Below are 25,386 nucleotides of genomic sequence, written 5' to 3'. Positions count from 1 at the left end.
TGGTTGAGGAGAGGCGACCTTTGGCCTGGTAAAAAACTGGCCAAGGGGACATCAATACACTGCATCTCCAATACGTTACCTGGTGGACAGACATTAAATACTTTATTGATAAGATGAAAATACTTTCAAAAATTTGCATTCTGGTAGCGACTATGCTGCCTTTTGCTGTAATTGCCCAGACATCAGATTATCCCTATCAAAATTATCACCTTGATTTTACTACACGGGTTAACGACCTGGTGAAGCGGATGACCCTGGAAGAGAAGGTAAGCCAGATGCTTAATTCTTCGCCAGCCATTCCAAGGCTTAAAATCCCGGCTTATGATTGGTGGAACGAGGTTTTACATGGAGTAGCCAGAACGCCGTTTAAAGTGACGGTATACCCGCAGGCCATTGCTATGGCCGCCACATTTGACAGGCAATCATTAAATCAAATGGCGGACTATGCTGCCCTGGAAGGGAGGGCCGTACATAATAAAGCTTTGCAAATGCGCAAACCCGGAGAAAAGTACCTGGGCTTAACCTATTGGACCCCGAATATCAACATCTTTCGTGACCCGCGCTGGGGGCGCGGACAGGAAACTTATGGCGAGGACCCTTTTTTAACCGGCGCAATGGGTAGTGCCTTTGTCAGTGGTCTGCAGGGCAACGATCCTAAATATTTAAAAGCGGCAGCATGTGCCAAACATTATGCCGTACACAGCGGCCCCGAACCGTTAAGACATGTTTTTAATGCTGATATTAGTACCTACGACCTATGGGATACCTATTTGCCAGCCTTTAAAAAACTGGTGGTTGATGATAAAGTGGCCGGGGTAATGTGCGCTTATAACGCATTTAAAACACAACCCTGCTGTGGAAGCGACCTGCTTATGGTAGATATATTGCGCAATCAATGGAAGTTTTCTGGTTATGTAACGTCAGACTGCGGTGGCATTGATGATTTTTTTAAAAACCATAAAACACATGCTACCGCCGAAGATGCTTCTACTGATGCCGTATTGCATGGTACAGACATTGAATGTGGTACAGACGCGTATAAATCATTGGTGGCGGCAGTAAAAGAAGGGAAAATATCCGAAACACAAATTGATATTTCTGTAAAGCGTTTGTTTATGATCCGCTTCAGGCTGGGTATGTTTGATCCGTCCGATGTAGTAAAATACGCGCAAACACCGGTTTCTGTTTTAGAAAGCCCCGAACATCAGGCACATGCGCTTAAAATGGCCAGGCAATCTGTCGTATTGCTAAAAAATGCCAATCATACCCTACCCTTAAGTAAAACCATCCGGAAAATAGTGGTGCTGGGGCCTAACGCAGATAACCCGATAGCCATATTAGGAAATTATAACGGTACGCCATCTAATTTAACAACTGTTTACCAGGGTATCAGGCAAAAGCTGCCACAGGCGGAAGTGGTGTACGAAAAAGCCGTTAATTTTACAAACGATACGATGCTTGTTTATACTGACGTTGCGCAGCAATATCACATAGACGGGCATCAGGGTTTCCGTGCCGAATATTTTAATAACCGAGAATTAAAGGGCAGCCCTGTGGTACGATATGAGGAAGCAGTAGCCCACGCCTGGCAAGAAGGAGAGGAGGTAACCGGCAGTATTAAAGCGACAGATTTTTCTGCCAGATACAGTACCACTTTTTCGGCGGTGAAGGAAAGCAGTATCACCTTTGAAGTGGAAGGGGATGATGGCTACCGCCTGATGGTTGACGGGAAAGAAGTTTTAAATGCCTGGACAAGAAATCGTTGGGGACCAAAGCAGTTTAAACTGGCTACCGAGCCGGGAAAATCCTATCAAATTAGCCTGGAGTTTTGGCAGGGTGATGGTAAAGCCAACATCAGGTTTAGTGCCGGAAATTATAAAAAAACGGATGTTGCAGCATTAGTTAAACGTGTTGCGGACGCTGATGCTATAGTTTATGTAGGTGGCATTTCTCCGCAACTTGAAGGTGAAGAGATGCAAGTTAATTATCCTGGATTTAACGGCGGCGACAGAACTTCAATTCAACTACCCGCCGCGCAAACCAATTTAATGAAAACATTACAGGCAACAGGCAAACCGGTAGTTTTTGTGATGATGACCGGCAGCGCCCTGGCTACCCCATGGGAGGCAGAAAATATCCCGGCCATTGTTAACGCCTGGTACGGCGGGCAAGCGGCGGGCACAGCCGTGGCCGATGTGCTTTTTGGCGACTATAATCCGGCAGGCCGCCTGCCTGTTACTTTTTACAAAAGTGATACCGACCTTCCCGATTTTACCGACTATTCGATGACTAACCGCACCTATCGCTATTTTAAGGGCATACCTTTATACGGTTTTGGATACGGCTTAAGTTATACCCAATTTAAATATGACAAGCTGATTGTACCTGCAACGGTTAAATCAGGCAAAGCAATACATTTAAGTGTAACGGTTACCAATAGCGGGCAAATAGCTGGCGATGAAGTGGTTCAAATCTACATGAAACACCATAGCCAGCGGATTAAAGTGCCGCTGAAAGCGTTGAAAGGCTTTGCCCGTGTCTATCTTAAAGCTGGCGAACGGCGCACGTTAAATTTCATCCTTTCGCCAGACGATTTGGCCGTAACCAGTTCAAATGGAGGCTTGGTACCAATCAAGGGTAAAATAACAATTAGTGCAGGCGGCTCCCAGCCCGACGAGCATAACGTGACGTCAGGTAACATCGTAAAGCAAACTGTTACAATGTTGTAAAATAGGATAGTGAAATATTGCTCTAAGCGATATGAATGTCATTGCTTAATTCGATTTATTGTTATTACAAGGCGGTTTGCATATTTAAATTGCCTTTTCATTCAATTTGATCGTTATCAACGCCAGAGCTATATAGATTAAACGCCTCCTAAACAACCGAGCCGCTCTGAAATACAGAGCGGCTCGGTTGTTTTTAAACTATGCAGGTAAGCAAAAGTTTGCAGGGTATATTAAATTGCGTACCCCTCATTATTTAGTTATTCATAGCGTTGCCCTTCAGGTTTTTATTATTATCCAGCTCGCTCTGAGGAAATGGATAATACATGGCACGGGTAGTCCAGCCGATACTTTTCAGCGGATCCAGCCATTTGGCGTCTGCCATACCCCAACGCAGCAGGTCAAAGTAACGAACGTATTCGCCCGCAAACTCTACATAACGCTCATGGGCAATAATGTTTTTAATGGTATTTAAACGGATGCCATTAATGGTTATGTCTTGCGCCAACAAAGCATCCACATCCGGAATTGTACCAGGCGAGTGCTGGTACCAAAGCTGAGGCTGCTCCGTAGGAACTACGTTGTTGGCTCTGGCCCTCACTTTATTGATATAGGTTTTAGCGCCGGTAACATCTCCCTTTTCATTCAAACATTCGGCATACATCAGGTAAACATCAGCATAACGTATTAAACGGTCGTTAATGCCGTCATCAAAATCAGCCAGCTGAACATCCGGGCAGTATTTGCGCGTACCATACAAATTTTTGTTGGTAGCAAGCTTGCTCATCCAATAGTTATAATCTGTTACCGTGCCATCTACCTGAGTATATTTTGCGCCGTTATCGCACCAAAGGGTCATATATTTACGCGGGTCGCCAGGTTCAAATTCGTCGTATGTTTTTTTGTTAGGTGCAAGGTTCCACCAGGCACCGCCGGTACCATCAAACATGCCTATTTCCTGCCAGCGCCATGAGTCCGACATGTCATCTCCCAGCCATCCTGGTCCATTATGCATCTGTATTTCAAATATCGATTCGGCATTATTTTCTGTTTTATCAGAAAAGTTATCCTTAAAGTAAGGAACTAAATCATACTCCTTGCTGTCGATAACGCTCTTTAAAGCCGCCTCTGCTCCGGTAAAATTAGCCGGCTGCCCGAGTTCTAATATAGGTCGGTAAAGATATGCTTTGGCCAAATAAGCTTGTGCAGCACCCTTTGTAGCCCTGCCTATGTAAGCCGCGGTGGTATACAATTGACTTCGTACTGGCAATAAGTCGGATGCCTTTTGAAAATCACTGATAATTTGCGCATAAACCTGGCCTTTCTGCGCGTTTGTAGGATAATAATCTTTGTCTGATGTTACGGGTTTAACAATCAAGGGTACCGTTTCGCCATACAATTCCTCCAGATGCATATAAAACAGTCCACGTAAGAAGTAGGCTTCGCCCAGCATCCTGTTTTTCCGGGTAGCGTCAATTGATCCTGTGAAATTGCTGATCCTGTCAATCGCCAGGTTAGCTGAAAAAACACCATTCCACATATCCTTCCACGAGGACGCGGCCATGCCATCACTGGCTGGGGTATTATAAGTATCCTGGTACATAGGCTCCCATTTAAATGTGTGGTTATAATCGTCGCCCGGGGCCAGTAATTCATAATAAAACGACCTGGCATAGCCGCCTTGTACACGGCCAATTAAAGCTTGATAGGCTGGTATGATAGCGCCTTCCAGTTGGTCGGCCGTTTTGTAATAAGTGTCTGTTGACAATTCCTGCGGATTAACCAGGTCTAAATTCGGTTTGCAGGATGAGAGTGCAGTTATCAGGATCACGAAGCGAATCCCGGTGCGTAATATATTTTTCATAAACAATCGATTTGCTAATTAAAACGTAATTTGTGTCCCTATAAAAATCTCACGCGTGTTAGGAAATGTTAAACCCCAGGGTGCCTGTGCATCAATACCACGACTGAGGTTGTACCGGCTATCACCAGATCCCACCTCGGGATCAAAACCTGAGTATTTGGTGAACGTAAGCACGTTTTTGCCACCGACATAAAAACGCAAGTGGTTTATATTTAATTTATTGCTAAACGAGCTTGGCAATGTATAGCCAATAGTTAACACCTTGAGGCGCAAATACGAACCATCTTCGATAAACCTGTCTGAAGCTCTCAGGTTCTGGTTAGGGTCTCCTAACACAGCCCTCGGGATGTTGGTATCTGTGTTTTTAGGATAAAAAGTTGTTACACCGGATACGGGGTTGGTAAAGGTGAGGTCTTGAGCGCGGTATCTGTCTAAAGTAGAAGCAAAATCGTTGTAATAGTGATACATTCCTTCGCCCCAATATTTGCTGTTATTGTAAATTTTATTGCCTTGAACGCCCTGCCAGTTCATGGATAGATCGAGTATACCAAACGGCGCTGTGTAATTAGCATTGAAGGTAAAACCATAGCTGAAGTTAGGTATCGGGCTCCCGATAAAACCTTTATCCTGATCATTCAGTACACCGTCGTGATTAATGTCTTTGAATTTTACATCCCCCAGGGCTGCACTTGGAGCAAACTTTTTGTCGGCATCAAGCTGTGCTTGCGTTTTATAAAGGCCGTCGGTTTCAAAGCCCCAGAATTCGCCGATTGAATGGCCAACGGCAGTTCTGGATACATTGGCGCCACTGGGAGAAATGCCGCCCCATAAAATCTCGTTATTATTACCCAAGCTTAATACTTTATTCTGTACAAAGGATATATTACCGGAAACTGCATAATTAAATTTTCCGATAGCGTTCTTGTAAGCCAGTAGCACATCAACACCGCGGTTACGGATGCTGCCAGAATTTAAAACCGGAAAATTGTCAATATAACCAGCAGTATAAGATATGGGCACGTTTACCAGCATATCCTCTGTTTTTTTGTTATAATAATCAACCGTTAACGACAAAGAGTTATTAAGCAAGCCTAAATCTAAACCCAAATCGGTGGAATATTGGCTTTCCCATTTTACATTGGGATTAGAAGGTGTTAGGGGCAGTGCGCCCGTTACCTTGGTATCATTGAAATAATACCACACATGGTCGAAACTTACGGTTTTTTGATACTGATATTGTGCAATGTCAGAGTTTCCTAAAACACCGTAGCTTCCCCTTAGCTTTAGGTCGCTTATAAAGGGCATATTTTTCATAAACTTTTCCTGGCTAACGCGCCATCCGGCAGAAACCGATGGGAAGTTACCGTAACGATAGGATTGGCTGAAGTTGGCCGAACCGTCTCGCCGGAAATTGACGGTTAAAAGGTATTTGCTATCGTAGTTATAATTGACACGGCCAAGCATAGAATACATCGCTGTTTGACCAATGGCCGAACCCACTATTTTTGAATCTGCCTGGGTTGTTAAGCCAAGTATAAGTACATCCGAACTGGGCAACGCACGGGCACCTGCATTCACAGCCTTATATCGCGACTCTTCAGAGGTTACCCCGGCAACAGCGCTGATATTATGCTTGCCGAAAGCTTTATCATAGCTTAAAGTATGCTCAATTAACCACCTGTTATTTTCGCTGGAGGATATATTTAACTCATCCGGACTATGGTTTTGATATTGCCCAACGGAATAATCGGAAATATAACCTTGCGTGCGCGACCTGTTAAGGTCAATACCAACATTTAGCTTATAACGTAATCCGGGAATAAATTCATAAGAACCCCAGATATTGCCGTTCGCGAAGAGATTGTCGTTATTGTTTTGGTTCAGGTAAGCGTTGGCTAAAGGGCTTGCGCCATCCGTTCCATTTCCGGCTCCACCAAAGCCGGTGGAGCTCGTAGGGTCATATAGCGGCAACGTAGCCGACCAACGCTGGGCGTCAATCACATTTTTATCACTCCAGTCCCTGGAATTATAGCCGAGCGTCATCGTTTCGCCAACCTTTAGTTTGCCTTTCGTTAAATCAGAGATGAACTGTAAGCCGTAATTTTTTGATTGATCGCGGATAACCACAGGGGCATCGGTACCATAAATCCCGTTCAGCCGGAAGTTGGCGTCTTTTGTACCACCGCTGAGTGAAAGGTTATGCTTCTGGTACTTTCCGGTACGAAGTAATGCATCCATCATGTTGTATCCCTTACCTATAGCCGGTGGATTGGATAGTGCAGGTAAATAATCTGTTCTGGCCGGGTTTTGATTATACATTTCCTCGTTAATCAACTCGGCCAGTTGCTGTCCGTTAAGCAGAGGAATGTTATGTGTTAAGTTTTTAAGCCCCGCATAGCCGTAATAATCTACCTTTACGCCCCCCTCTGTACCTCTTTTAGTTGTGATGAGAATAACGCCATTAGCACCACGAGACCCATAGATAGCAGCAGAAGCTGCATCTTTCAATACCTGGATACTGGCTATATTGTTATCGTCGGGGATGGCGCCGCCAATCATTCCATCAACAACATAAAGCGGATCGGTACTGTTGATCGAGCCAACCCCACGGATCCTGATGGTGCCATTGGTTATTTGTACACCCGGAACAGTAGTTTGGAGCGCCGCCTGGAAACCACCAGGCACTTTGGTTAGTTCTTTGGTGTCTACTGTTGAGATGGATGAAGTCAGATCGACTTTCTTTTGCGTTCCATAGCCTACCACAACTATTTCATTTAATTCTTTTGCGGAAGGCTTCAGCCTGACATCAAGTTGAGTTCTGTTGCCAACAGGCACTTGCTCGGTAGCATACCCAATGAAAGAAAATACAAGCATAGAATTAGCCTGAGGTACATTAATGGTGTATTTGCCATTGGCGTTAGTAACGGCAGAGATCTCGGTACCTTGTACTTTGACGATAACGCCCGGCATCGGTTGATTTTGTTCATCGGTAACAATCCCTGTAATTTTTATAGCAGCAACGAGCTTGCCGACCTCGGTTTTAGCCCGCCAGGCCACTATATCAGCAGCGTAAGTTGGTAAATTGATTAGTGAAACAAAAAGTGTAATGAGCACAATGTTTCGCCTGTTTAAGTTACTTTTTATAGTTTTAGATTTCATTTAACTTAGGTTTAGATGATAATATGGTATGATACGATTTTGGGGCAAGCCGGATAGCAGAAGTATTAATAATGGTATGTTTCCAGGCTTACAGAAGTAAATTAAACTTTCATATAGAAGACCTCCTTTTTACTTTAGGGTAATGATAAGATTGAAATGATCTTATACAATCAATTGCGTTACAAACCACTCCTGATGAAATGATCAAGTCTGTTTTAATTACAGGCGAATAATTAGGTTACTGATGGTTTTATTGGTTTGCCAAATCGTATTGGATATTGACGAAGCAAAACTATCGGCAGCGCTCCGTTTTGCAGCACATTAATTGATGGATTTATAAAACATTTGTTTATTAGTTACGGGGGATGCGGGAAATCTGAAATGATTATTAATATTGGTGGGTAGCAAAAATGAACTTTGTAAATTGTTTTTGTGGCTCTGTTATTGCAATTAAATGAGAGAAATTCCGGGAAGGCACCGAGCGTTATTCAGTCTATGTGTTCGGTGGGTTGGGCGTTGTGTAAGCGATTTGTAGATGAGTCCAATCCGGGGTCGACGTGCCTTTGAAATCAAATAATACTTTTAGTTATAATCTTCGATATGCCCGGATTGTAGGTTGATGTTGGTTTTACGAATTATTTACAACTTTTAAAAATACCCTTTTATAAATTTTGCATTTTGATATCGCTTGCTATTTGATCAACTCAACTTACCTGATCAATTGTAGCCAACTGGCCAATCTTTTCTGGTCGTTGTAGTTTAGATTAATGATATAATAATAAGTATCTGAAGGCATCGGCTGGCCTTTATATTTTCCATCCCAGGGAATACCATATCCTACTGAGGTAAAAACCTTGCGGCCATATTTAGAGTAAATATCTACAGTGGCTTTGGGGTAATAAAAATTTAAATTCTGGATATCCCAAACATCATTAATCCCATCGCCGTTCGGCGTAAAAGTATTCGGTATAATCAAGGGGGGGATAACGGTAATATAAATATCGTCAACGGCCTGGCATGTGCCGTTTGATGCGGTAACTGTGTAAGTAATACTTTTGCCAGGCGAGGCAATTGGGTTAGCAATATCATCATGGTTTAAACCTGTTGCTGGTACCCATTTATAGGTTAAATTGGAGCTGTTAGCCTTGGCTCTTAATGTGATTTGGTCTCCCAGCATAATGGTGGTATCGTTTCCGGCATTTATTACAGGTTCGGCAACAACTGTAATTTGCCGGGTAACAGAGTCGACGCAGCCATAGTCGGAACTGAATTTGTATTTAATGGCATGTATACCAACCCCGGCTTTTGATGGGGCAAAGGTTCCATCGGTAGAAATACCATCACCATAATAAGCGCCTGTGCCCGTAATTCCTGATATTTCATGTCCACGCGTGATTTTGATTGGGGAGCCTGATATGCACACTTTGCTTAAACTATCTAAGGTAACTTGTGGCACGGCCATCACCGTGATTATTTGACTGGTATCTCTTACGCATTGCGTTCCCGAATAAGCCAGGAGCTTAATAACGTAACTTTTACTGGCCGGGGAGTGGAATACAGGATATTGATGACTAAACAGCTGCCCAGGAGTGGGGTAATTATCAGTTTCAATGCTATCCGGATGGTTCGAATTATCAAAATGCCACTCCAATTTGGTAATCGAACCAAAATCAACCGATGAATTGTTTTGCACTATAGCAGGCTCGTTAGCGCATAATTTGTTATTCATTATTTTGAAATCGGCTACCGGGTTTGCACCGTTAACAATAAACTGTTTACTGATAGTTGTTGTGCATCCCTGTGCTGTTGTAACGGTTAAGGTAACAGTATAAGCACTGGCCCCGATATATCGATGTACAGGGTTTTTGAGTGTGGATGTATTGGGGTTTTGATCGTTGGCATTTGGATCACCAAAGTTCCAAAGATAAGTGAACGATTTTTCGGTACTGTCGGGAATAGTCGTCACGTCATTAAATTGTGCAAGCTGGTCGGTTAGGCATACGGCAGGCAATTTAAAATCGGGAACCGGATTATCATAAATAACAATGGGCTTTTCATATTGCTGGCTTAAGCAACCTTCGGTATTGATCAAGGTCAACTTAACTTGATAGGTGCCTGCTTTTTTAAATACGTGCTGAAATGGCGTATTGTTATTAACCAATAATGAGTCGCCATCGCCAAAGTTCCATTTACGGGTGGCAATTATAAAATCTATAGTTTTGCTGGTGTCAGTAAAAGTTACTGCGTTGTTTACGCAATCTGGGTTCGAAAAGAAAAAGCCCGGAAACGTTTTTTGCTTAATATGCAAAGTGTCCAGTTTATAATCCTGGCATCCGGTGGTAAAGGCCGTGGTTAGTTTTACAATGTATATTCCGCTGTCCGCGTATATATGTACAGGGTTTTGAAGTGCCGAAGTTTTGCCATCGCCAAAGTCCCAAAAACGGCTTGCTATGTTGTTCACCGTATTGCTGCTGGTCTGGTCGGTAAAGTCAATGATGTTATGACATTTTTCGGGCTTAGCCGTAAAATTAACCGCCGGAACGGGGATAACTGTAAAAGTGTAATTGATCACTTGCTGCCCCTTGCTGCAACCACCAATGGTAGTAGGGTATTGTGCGAGTATTTTAATTTTATGCCTGCCTGCAACCTGATAGGCTGCTGTTTTTGGAAAGGTATATTCGTAATAGCTGATACCTTGTGAATTCATCAATGTACCCACAGGGTTATTCTGAATGGTAGGGTTTTCATTTTCGTCCATTTGCCAACTTATTTGCGGTGGCTGGTAGGGCAGGGTGAGTTTGAAAAAGTAATCATCCTTAATACAGGTAGAGTCGACAGCGATGTTAGACCCGCTTAGAACTGCTGTAATGGATTCGTTTGCAGCAAGGTTGGTTCCGGCCGAATAGGAATATGATTCCACATTGCCGAATCCATAAGCTACTGCGTTAAAACCTTCATTAGCATTTAAGTTAAAAGTGTTAGTGCTATAACTATTTAACGAGAGTTGGCCGTATGAGTAACCAGGCAAGGTGCCCATTGGTTTAAATAACGCAATTGGTGCGGTATTATTGATGCGGAAACTGGCTACTGCCGATGTTTTGATCAGGATATTGATATACTGTTCAGTAATGTTTTCTTTGGTTGACGAATAAACTGTGATATGGTTAATGTTGTATTCAATTGGATTTAATATAACCATATCCGGGTCGCTGTACCCCGATGTACCATTCGAAGGGCTGCTGCAGGACTGAGTGAGGGCATATTGTGCCACGCTTATAGGTTGGCTCCCGGTTATATATGATGCTACCTTTAAAGGTTGTTTAGTAGTATAGTATTCACCTTTATTTAAGGTGTCCACCGCCTGGCCATTAATACTTACAATTGTGCCATTGCTTTTGGCCAGCACCCTTACATATTGCCCCGCAGTTCTCACAGAATCGGATACTGCTGGGCTTTTCATACTAAAAGGTACGAAGCCATAATTTTTTCCCCAGGAGGTTACAGGGTAACATTGCTGAAAAAGCGGATCGATAGACTGCGGGGTGCACAACGATGTCCCGATACGTACCCCAGAGCTGCCTGAAAAAACAGCAAAACTATTGCAGCCTGATGCTGCGGTATCTGCTGTAACGGACACCCCGGTGAGGTCGTCTGTCGATAAATATTCATAAACATCATTTACCTTGTTTAACGTTACGCCGCCAGGTACAAGTTCGGTATTACCTTTTTTGAGGTGTACTTTGGTATTGGCCTCAGTAGCAATAATGGTAATATAATTTTGGCCGGCATCGTCCTGAGTGTAATTCATGCTGAAATATTGTTGCCCTAAAGCCTCACCCGGGAGGATGAGGGAGGCGGCAGACCTTCGCCCAGCAAAAATATGAGTATAAACCACAATTTTAGGCTTGCCCGTATCTACCAATATATGGATGGCCCGGTTGGATAGCACCTGGTTGCCCTCATAATCGTTAATATAGGCATTGCTGCGCGGAACCTGTATTTCGATCACTGAATTTGCTGCTACGCTGAAGCTTTTTGAAAATGAACCCGCCATTACTGTGCCCGATGATGCCTGGCTGCTGGTAATAAAGACACTTAGATTTGCCAGCAACCCGTTATCAGCCTCATGAGTTGGAAACACCGACCAGAACTCAGTTCCTGCGTTAGAAATATTTTGCGCTCTTGCCTGGCTTCCTGTCAGAAAATATAAAGCTGATAAAAGAAGATAGGTTCTTAAACACTTGGCGGCGTAATATCGGCATTGAATACGGAGACGATTATTTTGCAAAATAGACATGCGAAATATTAGATATTTATCAATAAAACTAAGGATAGCGATTGTACAAAGCAAGCATTGTTTGAAATGGCTGGCTGATTTATTTTAATAATGTATATGCCATGAAAAGTGCAGCGGATTTAACCAAATTATCAAGTTTGGTAAATCAGCTCCAATAGCAATTAAAAACCTGCCCCTAATAATACGCTGTTTCTTTTATTGTATCGAAAGCGTTTCTGACTTGTTTGGAGGTATCGAATGATGATAATATTATTTGTCAATATTTTGCGAAAGTTAATTATGTTAATTTTTAGTTATGATTGACTCCTTGATTCTCATTTGGAAAATATGCACCCAAAAAACTCATAATATATTTGGTAATTCGATAATATTTAACAATTTTTATAGCAAACTATTGCATTAAAGAAAAATATCGCTTATCCCCACAGCTTTGGTTTTTCTATAATTATATTGGAAGGCATTTTTTAAATAGTTAACTATATGAAGCAATTTTACCTGACTGTACAGGTGTTTCCTTTTTATTCCATATCATTTACCCCACATTCTGGCAGACCAAATGTAGTACGTTGGCAGGGCTTGCTGTATACAAGCTATTCATGTCAAAACATTTCCACCACAAGGTTTCGCGCAAAGTTTTCAAATAATTAACAGGATGTTTAAAGTGCTTGTTTGGTTTGGTATAAAGCCAGAAGGTTTTCTGCCAAGGCTGGCCCTCTACTTTTTGTGGAGCGCCCATTCAATCAAAGTATTACCTGACCGAAAGTCGATCATAAGGAGCACAGGATGGTGGTTAAATCAATGAAGACGAGTAATCTTATCAAGTGCTTAATCAGTAATATACATAGCAGAAATATGCTGGTGGCGCGGTTGCAATCGGGTTACTACAACGGTGAAGCGACTTGCCATCTCAACATAATGCTTAGGTAATTTGGAAATAAAGAAGCGGAGTAAATAAAAGTACGCCGCTATAAAGCTATATCATCACAATATGAGAAAAAAGAATCCGGTTCTACATTTTTGTAAAGAGGCTGGTCAATCAGTACACAGGATGCATCTTGTCTTTTTACTTATCCTTACAGGCGGATACGTAAAGGCGCAAACTATTTCCGCCATAAAAACGGACAGCGTCAAGATAAAAGCAGCTAAGGACACCGCTATACAAAAAAGCGAAATTGTTGATAAACTGAGCGGGTACGGTAAAAAAATAGCAGTTAAAAAAAATACCCTATCCGTTCAAAATTCCTTGGGCGATTTAAAAGCGGGGACAAATTCTATTAACCCTGATTTAAGCAAGCGTTTAAAAAACATCACGACTAAACCTGTTACATTCAATTTAACCCTTGGTAATGCCATCAGGTATCAACCCTTGCCAACTGCCTTAAACGCATATCCGGGCCAAAAATTTGCTGATGTATTTAGCATAAGCGGCAACATCCAGGCCTGGGGCATTCCCCTTAATTTTAATTTCAGTAACGGGCAAAGTAGTGTAAATGGGCTGAATGATCTTCGCAGTAGCTTGTTCAAGTTTGATTTTAACCCGGCACAGCTTGGTAATACGCTTAAAAGCGACCTTCAAAAGTATTACGATGTCAGGAAAACTGCTTTAGGCGGACTTGATCTTACCGGCTACACGCAGCAAGCGTTAAAAAATAAACTCCGCTCACAGGCCAGTACCTCGCCGGTAAATAAAGCAGCAAGTACCAGTGTGATTTCGCAATATGTTAGCCAACCCGAAAATGTAACAGCGCTTTTAAGTTTAAATGAGGAACAGATAAGGCAGAAATTACAAACGGTAGCTTCAGTTGAAGCAAGTAAAACTAAAAGCTCGCTTAGTGCTGGTATACAGCAGCAGGCTACGCCGGATTCGGCGCGGAAGGAGACTTTAGCTCAGGTAAACTTACAAACTGGCGCCATTACTGCTTTGGCAGCCAACCAGCAATTAACTCAATATTTTGAAAAACCAGATAACTTGAAGCAGCTGCGATTAATGAACGAACAGCAGATTGCTCAAAAGCTAAACTCTCTTTCAGCAAAAGATAATCACGATTCAGTAGCTCATAATCAGTTGCTCGGTCAATTGGACATGATAGGTCCATATGCTGGGTTTAAAATATCAACGTATGTAGACAGCGTTTTAAAAGAGCATGATACAGCAAAAAAATTAATGATTAAAGATATGTCTCGCCAGCTGTTTTTATCGCGGACGTCGGGGCAAATTAAATTCCAGGAATTGGTCAAGCAAAAAAAGCAGCAGTTGGATCAAAACGTCACCGCTCAAAACAATCTTTCGGTAACTAACTTAAAATCGGGATCTGTTAGCAGTATTGCCGGGAAATTAAACGCTGAAGAACAAATTAAACAAAATAAGGAGATCGATAGCGTTGCGGTAACCATTACCGACATAAAAAGGCAACTGCAAAATAAAGGAATTGATGTTAACCAAATGCTGCGTATGCAGAGCTCGTTAGCAACGGCCAATGGAAATGCCTTCGAAACCGAAGCCGGAAATGCGCTTCTAACCGGGAGACCACAAAGCGCGGTTCAATCGTTTTTTACAAGGGTACAATCCCTTAAAGTCGGGGCCTTCGGCAACAAGGCCCCCGGCGGAACGGAGGGTGATGACCTTTTTATGGAAGGTACGCATATCACTTATAAGGCCGGTAACCTGCCCGTTACTTTAGGTTACGGTAGCCTGAATGATATCAGTTCGGCTAAAGACGCCAATTACCAAACATCAGATTATAATTTGCCCAAAACCATCACCTACATAGGCCTCAACATGAACAGGGGTGTTTTGGGGAATGCCAAAATATCCATCATCGGCTCGGGTGGTAACAGCGCCAATAATTATAATAGCTATACCGTGCCAACGTCGGCATCCAATAACGTAGCCCTAACTATTGATAAATCATTTAATACCGATCAGTTAGGTAAGTTTACGTTTGATGTATCTAAATCATCAACCCTTTATTACGATAACTACGTTCAGGGCACAGAGGGCGTTATCGAGAAAAAATCGGGCCTGAGCTTTGGTCAGAGTAATTTAATTCAAGCCGTATCCTTCGGCTTTAACCATCAGCTTGATATTAAAGAGGCCAACTTGAACGAGAACTTTTATTTCAATTACGCCGGTACCGGATATCAAAACCCAGGTAATAATGGTTTTGGTGGTGGAGGTACCAAACTGGGGGGCAACGTTAAAAAATCGCTTTATAAAAATAAGCTGGTGCTGAATGTGAGCAGCAGCCTCAATACCCGGTCTATCAGCTATACCACTAACGACCAGTGGAAAACCTACCAGGTACAGTTGGATAGCCGCTATACCATCAATAAAAAATTCAATATCAGTTTAAAATACACCAATGGTGGTACCGATAAACAAATAGATAATTTAAGTACCCCGGTTTACTCATCTCAAAAGTTTCAACTGGATGGCAACGCTAACTATAAGATAGGTAAAAACTATACCGTAAGCCATATTACCATAGGCAAGCAAGATTACTCAAACACTTATATCACAGCCTCGGGCAGTAGCAGCTTGTTAATGGTTAACTACACCCAGAGTTTGCTCTTAGGGCGCAATAGCGTTACCGCCACCATGTTTTACAATAAGGAGCTTTCAAATTACAACCTGATAGGTAACCTGCTTAACTCGGATTTAACTTATCAGTATACACTTTTTCGCAAAATTAACATGAGTTCGGCCCTAACTTATTTATCTAATAGCGGCATAGCCAACCAAACGGGTATCAGGCAAAGCATACAGTTGCTGGCCGGTAGCCATTTTGATCTGGATACCTATATCGATCTGCGTAAAAACCTGATTACGCCACTTTACCCCGACCTGTATGCGGCATGCCGGGCCGAACTAAGTTTAAAATATCATTTAAAAAACTAATATGATCCGTCGTTTATCCTCCATCATCATATCGCTCTTTTTCGCCACGTCCGTTTTCGGCCAGGTGATCGTCCAGTTTGTACCCGAGATATCCGGACGAAGTGTTGACGGGCTGTTCCAATGTAAACTTGTGAATATGAGTAAAACGCAAAACGCTGTGCTCACCATTACCGTTACCGAGCGGAAAAAGGGAACCGTTTGCGTTATTAAAACACCATCGTTCACCCTAATTCAGGGTACCAATGGCGTGCCACCTTCGGCAGCCCGTAATGCAGCTATACAATTCCCCGGCAATAGTTTCGGGCAGTTAACCCGTATCAACCATCAGTTTGCCCAGGGCGATTATGAATACTGTTTTAATGTGAAGCTCGCGCAGAGCGATTTGCCGGAGGAGCAATGCTTCTCGTACGTGCTGGCTCCTTTTTCTGAGCTCGGATTGATGGAACCTGCCAACCAGGAAAAGATTTGCGAAACCAGGCCGATATTTAGCTGGCAGCCGCTTATCCCCGGCATAGCGGGCTCGTATTACCAATTGGTAGTGGCAGAAATTAAACAAGGCCAAAACGGGATAGAAGCCCTTAATTACAACCTGCCGGCAATCAATCAATCGGGTATTATCTCGCCCATATTGCCCTATCCGGCCGTGGCCCGGGTGTTGGAAAAAGGCAAGCGTTACGCCTGGCAGGTAACCGTTTATAAAGACAGAACTATTTTAAACCGTTCTGAAATATGGAGCTTCACGGTAGACTGCGGCGAGGAGGCCAAGCCCGTGGTGGCCGATAATGGTTACCGGGATATTGAGGATTTAAGCCGGGGGAACTATTATATAGCAGCAGGCGTGTTAAAGTTTGCCTTGGTGAATCCGTATGCGCCAAACGATCTGAAATACGAGATCGTGTCTTTAAGCAACCCTGATAAAAAAATACGGCGACTACCTAAGGTTAAACTTGAGACAGGGAAGAACAAGGTGACTATTGACTTGGCTGAAAATGGATCTTTTACAGATGGTAGTTATTATATTATTAAAGTGCATTTGGCCAATGGTTCACTTAAAAGTTTAAGGTTTTTATACCAGGATGTACAATGAAGAAACTGATGATGAATTTAGTTGCTTGCCTGTTGCTGTTTTCTTGTAAAGATGGTAAGCCTCCTTATCTTGAGGTAAAAGACAATGAGCTAACTATCCAGGCAATACAGCTGGAAGAAGCTGAAAGTAATACAGGCGTGAGTTATAAAGTAAGGTTGATACCCAATAGAGAAATGCTTAAGCAGATTAATGCTGAAAAACAAAGAGCGTTAACTTATAAAATGGATAGTTGTTTTTATATCAGCTTAAACAAGCAAAAAATATATCCATTGCTAACCCAGGCCATAGCAAATGGTGTAAGCGGTAGCTATGAATATTTATTAGAATTTGAAACGGATAAGAACGAGAGCCGGGATAGTATCCGGCTAATGTACCACGACAAGTACATTAATAATAAAATTTACAGCATTACATCAAATCAAAAGTAAAAATCAGAATATATGAGTTTTATATCTGCAAGGCAAAAAAAAATAGCCATCTTATTATTAGTTGTTTTTCTTGTTAATTTAATAGTTCCATCTGTTTCTTATGCACTCACATCTGGCCCGGCGCAGCCCGAAACCAAAGGCTTTCAGCCTGCTGGCGTATCGGATATGGTAGATCTACAGATTGGCGATTTTAAATATAACATTCCTTTGCTGGATATAGATGGTTACCCAATTAATTTAAGTTACGCCTCGGGCGTTAACATGGACGACGAGGCCAGTTGGGTGGGCCTGGGCTGGAGTTTAAACCCGGGCACCATTAACAGGCAAGTAAGGGGATTACCGGACGATTTTGCCGGAGACCAGGTTGCAACCGGGCATTATACCAAACCCATGGTTACTGTTGGCGGAAGGGTGACCGGAAAGGTTGAATTATTTGGGAAAGGAGTAGTGAAAAGTGGACCGAAAGGGGGCGGTTCTTTATCATTCGGGGTATATAAAAACAATTATACCGGTATTGGGGGCGAGTTAGCCGTAAACGCAGGCGTATCCCTGTCCTCCGCTAATGATGGCACCATGACTGCCGGGCTTGGCTTCGGCTTGTCTTCAAATACACAAAGCGGTGTTGATTTTTCTCCGTATGCATCCTTATCGGTAGGACAGATGGCAACGGATCATGTTACCGGTAGCGCGGGATTGAGCGCATCATTGGGTTATAATTCCAGAAGCGGTTTAAAAAGCCTTGCTTTAGCCGAAAGTTTTACACCGGATATTCCCGCCAGGGGAAAAAATAGTGCCGGGCAGGAAACCGGGGCGAGTTTTGAGATGGCGCTTAGTGGCAATTCTTCCATTTCCTACAATACCGAACCGATTAATCCACGGGTTCAGGTACCTTATACCAGTGATTCAAAAACGTTTAGTATCGACGGCGGTTACTCTTTTTTAACGGCTTTTATAGGGGGCGGTTTTAGTGGATATCGCAATATCAGGTCGGTACTTCATGAAAATTTTACTAATCCCGGTTACGGTTTTTTATATGCAGAAAGGGGGAAGAATGACCCTGACGCGATGATGGATTTTATCAGGGAGAAAGAAAACCCGGTAGTGGCCGAATTACCTAATTTGGCCGTACCTATCCAAACGCCCGATCTTTTTTCGTATACCAGTCAGGGCGGTAGCGGGCAGTTCAGGTTGTACCGGGGAGGTACAGGTATGTTTTTTGATAACCAGGCCGAGGATCAAAATAGTAATTCTTCTTTTGGAATAGATGTGGGATTAGGCATTAATAGCTGGCATGCTGGTGTAACTTATTATCAGCAGGAGATGCATAATAAAACCCATAAGTGGGTCAATGATAACCAATACCGGCAGCACGGCGATTTTCAGGATCCCGATAATACAAACCCCAATAAACAACATGTTTTTTTTAAAGTAAGTGGTGAAAAAAATCAGCAAGACGATGATATCGATAAAAGAATTGGTTATACCGATCCGGTTAAAATTGATATCGATGGTAAAACCGCTTACGATCATCCTTTTTACGGAAGCAATTTGACCCCTGTTGATATTTCGCGGGATAAGCGTCAACCGGTTAAAACAGTGATTTCGTATTTAACCGCGTCGGAGGCAACAAGTGCGGCTGTTGATAAAAATATCATGACCTACCCGGTAAACCAGGATGGCTCATTTATTCCACCCGCTGACCATAAGGTTGTAGGTACACCGCTGGCCCGTGTTGATGACGACCATAAAGCTCATCATATCTCGGAAATCACCGTTACCGATGAAGGTGGCAAAAGGCAGGTTTATGGCATACCGGTTTATAACATAAAGCAGGATGAATATTCTTTTGCCATAGGTAAAGAGGACGTTGATTATACCGTAGAAAAGAATGGCTCTGTTAGTAAAAATCTGACTAATAGTTATGAAGATGGGAGTAACCATACACTTAAATTAGGGCATGACAGAGGGGTGGACAATTATTATCATAAAGAAAGTAAGCCCGCCTATGCAACCAGCTTTTTGTTGACCTCAATATTGTCCCCGGATTATATTGACAAAACAGGCGACGGGATAACCGATGATGACCTGGGCACAGCTATTAAGTTCCATTACTCTAAAAATGCTTATGCTTATAAATGGCGAGCACCTTACCAGGGGGCCACTATAAACCGGGGCTTACTTGCCGATGATAAGGACGATAAAGGGAGCATCATCTATGGCGAAAAGGAATTATGGTATATCAGTTCGATCGAATCAAAAACCAAGATAGCTTATTTTATCACCAAAGAACGTGATGATGCTCTGGGCGTAACTGATTGGCTGATGGGAGGAAAAGGCACCGGCACCGCCCAGGGCCAAAAGCAGCGTTGTTTAACCGAGATTAGGCTGTACTCTAAGGCTGATATGAAGCCTATCAAAATTGTGAAGTTTGATTATACATACGAATTATGCCCCAATATTCCGAACAATATTAATGGAGGTGGTAAGCTGACCTTAAAAAGCGTTTGGTTTGAATATGGAAACATTCATAAAGGTTCAAACCATAAATATAATTTTACTTATGCCTATGATAACGAAAGTATAAGCTCTGCAAATCCGGATTATGGCTTTATGCTAACCGATAGGTGGGGCGTTTATAAAACTCCGGACCGAAACTTGGCCAACGGATTTAACCTTCAAAATGATGAATTTCCGTATGCTGACCAGGATAAAAATAATGCAGATAATAACGTTGCCAAATGGCATTTAAAAAGGATAGACCTGCCCACCGGTGGAACAATCAATGTGAAGTACGAGGCTGACGATTACGCGTATGTGCAGAACAGAAAAGCGATGCGGATGTATAAAATTGACCGTTTTATTAACGACGATAGGAGCCTTATTGATGTTGGTGATGCAGCCGCACTTATAAACGCCCAAGGTGTAAGGCTGGCTATAGGTACATCGCCCGATCAGGGTGAAGATCACACAACGTGGTTTAAAAAGAACTACCTTGATGGTTCTGATTATATGTACACTAAAGTGTATGCCAGGGTAGCTACCAATAATTATGACAATACGCATAATGGAAGCGATCCCGGTGGAAATATTTATGATTACGACTTTATACCCTGTTATGCAAAAATACGTGATGTGGTAGTGAACGGGTCGTACGCTCTGGTTAGGTTTGAGCAAATTACCGAAGGTGGAGCTCAAAATAAAAACCCCATTATTATTGCTGCCTGGCAAAAAATAAAAAACGACTATCCTAAGTACGCTTATCCTGGTTATGATAATTATACCACGCAGAATAGTATAGCTGGTGATGTATCAGATGCAATTAGTTCCCTTATAACCGCAATAGGTAATATCAGCGAGCTATTTCAAAGCTTTTATGAAAAAGCGGGCAAACCCGGCAATAATTACGCAGGTGCTGTAAATATTGATAAAAGCTTTGTCAGGCTGGCTATTAATGTGTCCAGCAAAGATACTCAACTTGGTAAGATAGGCGGGGGCGCCCGGGTAAAGATGATCTCGATCTCGGATAACTGGGAGGGAATGAGCGGCAACGTGCTTACCGGACTGGGTACGTATGGTCAATCCTATGATTATACCACAAGAGATAACGGACAGTTAACAAGCACCGGGGTGGCAACGTACGAGCCATCGATAGGTAACGATGAGAACCCTTTTAAACAACCGGTACCTTATATGCAAAAAATTAAAGGCGCCATCAATAATTATTTCGACCTGGAAGAGCCCTTTGGCGAATCGGTTTTCCCGGCGCCAACCATTACCTATAGTAAGGTTACCGTTACCGATCTTAACAACGGCGTAATCGCTGCACAAACGCCTAAAACAGGTTATATCGTTAACGAGTTTTATACCAGTAAAGATTTTCCGGTAAAGGTGCATGTTTTGCCCATCAATACCATACACATTCAGCCGGCAAATTATTTTTCGTTCGTTAAAACAACAAGCGATGATGAATTAACCATGTCGCAAGGCTACAGTATCGATCTGAACGACATGAACGGAAAAACAAAGGCCACACGTGTTTTTAACCAGTCGGGCGCACAAGTATCGGCAACGGAATATTATTATAAAAGTACAGACACAGGCGGCGGTGAATTCACGCTGGATAATAAGGTTAAAGTTGTTAAGCCCGATGGCACGGTAACGGATGCGGTTATGGGCCGTGATATTGAAATGTTTACCGACTTTAGAGAGCAGGAAAGCAGCAACAAGGGCCTTAACATTAACCTGGGGCTTGATGTGGTATTGGTATTTGTTTTTCCGTTGTATATACCACACTTTCCTATCGCCGCTAATGACGATTATAAACTCTTCCGTTCGGCATGCGCTTTTAAGGTAGTACAATCCTACGGGATACTGGATAAGGTCGTAAAAACAGATAACGGCTCAAGTATAACCACCCAAAATATGGCCTTTGACGGCGTTACCGGCGATGCGCTGATCACCAAAACGCAAAACGAATTTAATAATGATATTTATTCGGTAAACATCCCGGCTTATTGGGCTTATAATGGGATGGGGCCGGCATATAAAAATTTGGGTGCGCTGTTCTCAGGCTTTACTACCGATGTTAATGGAAAGATCAATCCGAGCTATGCCAGTTATTTTACATCCGGTGACGAGATTATTGATTTAGATAGCCACAAAGACTACTATGTGCTTGATATAATGAGCGACAACAATGGCAACGTATCCTATGCACCGGTAGCCCCCGGATCGGGCGGCTATTTACCCAATAACGGAACTTTTGTTAATCATAACAAATATTTAATGGACAGAGCAGGCAGTTATTACCCCATCTCGCCTTCATTAATCAAGGTTGTACGTTCTGGTTACCGCAACCAATTAGGTGCAAGCATCACTAATATCGTTTGCCTTAACAATCCTGTTGTTACAGATGCCAATGGTTTGCAGCATTTAAGCATAGCGCAGTCTGGAGCTACCGGAAATTTGAAAGATGTATTAAAGGTAATTAACGCGTCGGCTACAACTTATGATGAAAATTGGTCGGTTGAGCAGCCCGATTATCATTTGGTTGAGAATAAAGCATTTCGCACTGTTTTTGACGAGTATGCCAATTTGAACCCCAGTTTGGAAAGTGATGGAACTAACCAGGCGCATACAGATACCAAGCATTTTGAGTATAATATGAATAATTATAATATGGCTTCGATTGATGCTGATTATCACCAGAATGACCCAGGTAATTTTTACCTTGCGTTTAACTTTAATGAGCACCACGATTATGTGACGAGTTATGAAGGTATTCTTGGTGCTTATTATCATGAATTTGACTATAATCCTATTCGATACCCTAATGGCTATCCTTATGGTCAATATTACGGCCACGACGATGGCTTTTACTCTAATTATCCCTTTAAATGGTATCATAATACTAATTATGATGATAATTACAATAGTTATGATAGTTTTTACACCCATAATTTTTTGGCTAACAGGCTGGAAAACTGTGGTGTAGAAGCGGTATATTTGCTACTGGATGCAAACTATCCCGGTGGTAGGCGAGCTATCCCGAGTAATATTCATATCCCGACGAGCTTTTACGTACCCGTAGAAGGCGATTATTTTATCGGCTATGGCGGAACAACCAACTTTAGTTTTACAATTGATGATTGTGATGGTGGCTTCGATAATCCTTATACGCCTCACCCTGTCGGTGCCGACCACTGGAACTGGTTTATTTCGGGGCCGACTCATTTAACCAAGGGGTTACATAGTATCAACTTTACCGTAAGTGGTTGGGGGCTACCTTATGGCTACAGCACTTATTTTGGAGCGGAGATCTATAATTTCCCTAATAACAATGCGCCCGATTTGAATAATATTAACATTATTTACAACACACGCACTTTAAAAGATGCCACCGACCTGCAAATTTATGTTACTGACCCAACAACAGGCGCAAACATTGACTCGCATTACTATTATACAGATCCACAGCATACCCCAGGCACCAAATGTATCTTGCCGCCAACAACCATTAACCCTTTTATTTATGGTTTTAAAGGAAACTGGAGGCCGTATGAAACCAAAGTGTTTCAACAAAGCCGCCTCAACAATAGTGTGCAAAACGCCGTCGGTCCGGTTGATGTAAAAAATGCAGGCTATATCAACGATTTTTATACCAATTGGTACTGCCCATCAATTAATGCGCCCTGGGTACAAAATACCGTAACAGCGGCTTCGGGCAAATGGGTAACGGCCAATACAGTAACCGTGTATGATAAATACGGGCAACAATTAGAAAACAAGGACGCGCTTAACCGTTATAGCGCGGCTCAATTTAATTTTAACGGGGAGTTGCCCTCGGCAGTAGCATCTAACGCTATTAACCGTGAAATATATGCCAATGGTTTTGAAGATTATAAGTTTAAACCCGGAAGCTCTATTTATGTTGATATTAGCCCTTATAAGGAGTTTTTAGGTGGTGGGGCAGAGGGGGGGCAAAGATTTGATCAATTATTATTTAATCCTTTATCTGCCGGTGGGGTTCAGGTTTCTCATACGGGCAACTATTGTGTTGTACTGCCCGACGAGGGGATGGTTTTAGCTACTAAAGTATTTTCGGATAAACAAAGAACTAAGGCCTATCTTAATTTCGATTCTAAAAATCAGCTTGTAAAGGATAAAACCACACTCGGCTTGTATCCAAATGGCTTTGAGCCTCAGGCGCAGCAATACATTTTTGATGTATGGGTAAAGGCGGCAGGAGTACCCCAAGCCATTGATAATTCATTGGGATTGAAAGTTAACGGTACGGCTGTAACATTGAAATGTAAGGCTGTGGTAGAAGGCTGGAAATTAATTGAAGGAACAATAGATTTAACCGGCTTTACAAATGGTCAGGATGTAAGCATCGCTCTTGACGCACCTGGCATTTACATAGACGATCTGCGGATACACCCTAAGGATTCGCAAATGAAAACCTACGCTTATGATGATCGGTCCATGCGCTTAATGGCCGAACTGGACGAAAACTGTATGGCCACCTTTTATGAGTACGACGACGAAGGCTTATTGGTAAGGGTTAAAAAGGAAACCGAGCGGGGGGTAGTTACTCTTAAAGAAAGCAGATCGTCGTACAAAAAACAACCGTGATAAACATGAAACGTAAATTATTAATATCAGGTATATTGCTCTTTGTATCAGCAACAATTTTGGCCTTTGCTAATCGCAAAACGATAATGCAGGTGCTTCAACATCAACAGGTAACCGTACCCGTGGTAAGTGCGCCTACATCCCCCCCCTCAAAGTATGACCCGGCATTGCTGGTAAAACTTAATGAGGTGATAAATACTTTTGCCGGGCAGCGACATGCCTTTACTTTGGCCGGTGTTGTTAATTTAATTAATAATGCGGATACCAGCGAAAAAATGGATCATGTGCAGTTTGTGTTGAGCAAAAACGATAATAACTTTTATTACCGGATGGGCAAAATGGAAGCGATAGGCGAAAACGGTATTTACCTGAACATTAACCCGGATACAAAAAAGGTTTTTATTGCAGAAAAAAAACAGATCAACACCGTAAGTGTAATCAATATGGACCAGTTAAAGCAGGTGTTGGAGACTGAAGACTATCAATTAACCGGAAAAGTCAATGGATCGTTAGAAACTATTTCGCTGATCAACGAAAACCACTATACCTGCAAAGAGTATACAGTAACTTTTGATACGCTGACTAAAAAGCTGACCAACATTTTTTACCGCATGGCCTACGTGCGCGAGCCCATGAACAAAGCCAAAGAAAAATTGATAACTATCGCGCTAACCCAATGTGATACTACAGGCAGTTTAAATAAGTATAAAAACAAGGCCGATATCATAGATGCTCAAGGAAAGTTGCTGGGTAAATACGAGCGGTACCAATTAATTCATTTGTAATACCATAA

9 protein-coding genes are annotated in these 25,386 nt (G+C 42.4%); 6 read left to right on the top strand and 3 right to left on the bottom strand.

Annotated features, from left to right (window positions below):
• Positions 1 to 113 precede the first annotated feature (113 nt).
• Positions 114 to 2,729 (top strand): glycoside hydrolase family 3 C-terminal domain-containing protein, encoded by a 2,616-nt coding sequence (locus tag MUCPA_RS00740; RefSeq protein WP_008503897.1) that lies wholly within the window; start codon positions 114 to 116, stop codon positions 2,727 to 2,729.
• Between the two features lie 253 nt (positions 2,730 to 2,982).
• Here MUCPA_RS00740 and MUCPA_RS00735 read toward each other — a convergent pair whose 3' ends face one another.
• The 3 genes from MUCPA_RS00735 to MUCPA_RS00725 form a co-directional block, all read right to left on the bottom strand.
• Entirely contained in the window at positions 2,983 to 4,590 is a 1,608-nt protein-coding gene (locus MUCPA_RS00735; protein ID WP_008503895.1) for a RagB/SusD family nutrient uptake outer membrane protein, read from the bottom strand.
• A gap of 18 nt (positions 4,591 to 4,608) precedes the next feature.
• A complete protein-coding gene (locus MUCPA_RS00730) occupies positions 4,609 to 7,749 on the bottom strand; it encodes a SusC/RagA family TonB-linked outer membrane protein (protein WP_008503893.1) in 3,141 nt (1,046 codons plus the stop codon).
• Positions 7,750 to 8,458: 709 nt separating this feature from the next.
• Positions 8,459 to 12,046, bottom strand: coding sequence for a PKD domain-containing protein (locus MUCPA_RS00725; RefSeq protein WP_008503891.1), 3,588 nt, complete (start codon positions 12,044 to 12,046; stop codon positions 8,459 to 8,461).
• 988 nt (positions 12,047 to 13,034) lie between these two features.
• On the opposite strand from MUCPA_RS00725, the gene MUCPA_RS00715 reads away from it, so the two are divergent.
• From MUCPA_RS00715 to MUCPA_RS00695, 5 genes are read left to right on the top strand one after another with little or no spacing between them, the layout of a single operon-like run.
• Positions 13,035 to 15,944, top strand: a complete 2,910-nt coding sequence (locus tag MUCPA_RS00715) for a hypothetical protein (protein ID WP_008503887.1) — start codon at positions 13,035 to 13,037, stop codon at positions 15,942 to 15,944.
• Between the two features lies 1 nt (position 15,945).
• The gene (locus tag MUCPA_RS00710; RefSeq protein ID WP_008503886.1) at positions 15,946 to 17,031 is read left to right on the top strand and encodes a DUF928 domain-containing protein; all 1,086 of its coding nucleotides are present in this window, start codon (positions 15,946 to 15,948) and stop codon (positions 17,029 to 17,031) included.
• Positions 17,028 to 17,459 (top strand): hypothetical protein, encoded by a 432-nt coding sequence (locus tag MUCPA_RS00705; RefSeq protein WP_008503884.1) that lies wholly within the window; start codon positions 17,028 to 17,030, stop codon positions 17,457 to 17,459. The genes MUCPA_RS00710 and MUCPA_RS00705 overlap by 4 nt, the downstream gene beginning before the upstream one ends.
• 12 nt (positions 17,460 to 17,471) lie before the next feature.
• On the top strand, positions 17,472 to 24,593 hold the full coding sequence (locus MUCPA_RS00700) for a hypothetical protein (protein WP_008503883.1): 7,122 nt from the start codon (positions 17,472 to 17,474) through the stop codon (positions 24,591 to 24,593).
• Between the two features lie 5 nt (positions 24,594 to 24,598).
• Positions 24,599 to 25,378, top strand: a complete 780-nt coding sequence (locus MUCPA_RS00695; RefSeq protein ID WP_157543783.1) for a hypothetical protein — start codon at positions 24,599 to 24,601, stop codon at positions 25,376 to 25,378.
• The last annotated feature ends 8 nt before the right edge of the window (positions 25,379 to 25,386 follow it).

The organism is Mucilaginibacter paludis DSM 18603, from assembly GCF_000166195.2.
GTDB lineage: Bacteria > Bacteroidota > Bacteroidia > Sphingobacteriales > Sphingobacteriaceae > Mucilaginibacter > Mucilaginibacter paludis.
This window is presented reverse-complemented; position numbering and strand designations above follow the sequence as displayed.

Bases quoted from the DNA above. Each gene is read 5' to 3' on its own strand.
- MUCPA_RS00705 (WP_008503884.1), top strand. From the start codon at position 17,028: ATGAAGAAACTGATGATGAATTTAGTTGCTTGCCTGTTGCTGTTTTCT.
- MUCPA_RS00740 (WP_008503897.1), top strand. From the start codon at position 114: ATGAAAATACTTTCAAAAATTTGCATTCTGGTAGCGACTATGCTGCCT.
- MUCPA_RS00715 (WP_008503887.1), top strand. From the start codon at position 13,035: ATGAGAAAAAAGAATCCGGTTCTACATTTTTGTAAAGAGGCTGGTCAA.
- MUCPA_RS00725 (WP_008503891.1), bottom strand. From the start codon at position 12,046: ATGTCTATTTTGCAAAATAATCGTCTCCGTATTCAATGCCGATATTAC.
- MUCPA_RS00700 (WP_008503883.1), top strand. From the start codon at position 17,472: ATGAGTTTTATATCTGCAAGGCAAAAAAAAATAGCCATCTTATTATTA.
- MUCPA_RS00730 (WP_008503893.1), bottom strand. From the start codon at position 7,749: ATGAAATCTAAAACTATAAAAAGTAACTTAAACAGGCGAAACATTGTG.
- MUCPA_RS00710 (WP_008503886.1), top strand. From the start codon at position 15,946: ATGATCCGTCGTTTATCCTCCATCATCATATCGCTCTTTTTCGCCACG.
- MUCPA_RS00695 (WP_157543783.1), top strand. From the start codon at position 24,599: ATGAAACGTAAATTATTAATATCAGGTATATTGCTCTTTGTATCAGCA.
- MUCPA_RS00735 (WP_008503895.1), bottom strand. From the start codon at position 4,590: ATGAAAAATATATTACGCACCGGGATTCGCTTCGTGATCCTGATAACT.